This window comes from Campylobacter troglodytis (assembly GCF_006864425.1).
Classification (GTDB): Bacteria; Campylobacterota; Campylobacteria; order Campylobacterales; family Campylobacteraceae; genus Campylobacter_D; species Campylobacter_D troglodytis.
Map to the genome: position 1 here is coordinate 1 of NZ_QHLI01000291.1, position 315 is coordinate 315.

General features: G+C 27.9%; 1 protein-coding gene. It reads left to right on the forward strand.

The window, feature by feature from the left end; all coding sequences use genetic code 11:
* Nucleotides 1-312: hypothetical protein (locus DMC01_RS14395; RefSeq protein WP_185909003.1), on the forward strand; the 312-nt coding region annotated here is incomplete at its 5' end.
* Nucleotides 313-315: the final 3 nt, after the last annotated feature.

Consider the following 315-nt stretch of genomic DNA (forward strand, 5'->3'; position numbering starts at 1 on the left):
AAAGACTTTAATGATGATTTAATGGCTTTTAAGCTTTTAAATTTAAACAAAGACTTTGACAAAAAAGACTTAGAATTAGCCGTAGAGACTAAGTTAAATCAGCCTATAAGGTATTTTTTAAAAAATCACAGCACAATTTTACCTAAGGCAAGAGGAAAATATCTTAATAAAGCCTTGTTTGCAAAGGATAAATTAATGTTTTTTGTGCATAAGCTTGATGGCTTTGTAGATGATAAAGAATTAAATAAAAGCCTTAATCTTTGTAAAAAAATGCAAGCTTATGAGGATAAGAATTTAAAAAGGGGGAGATGATGA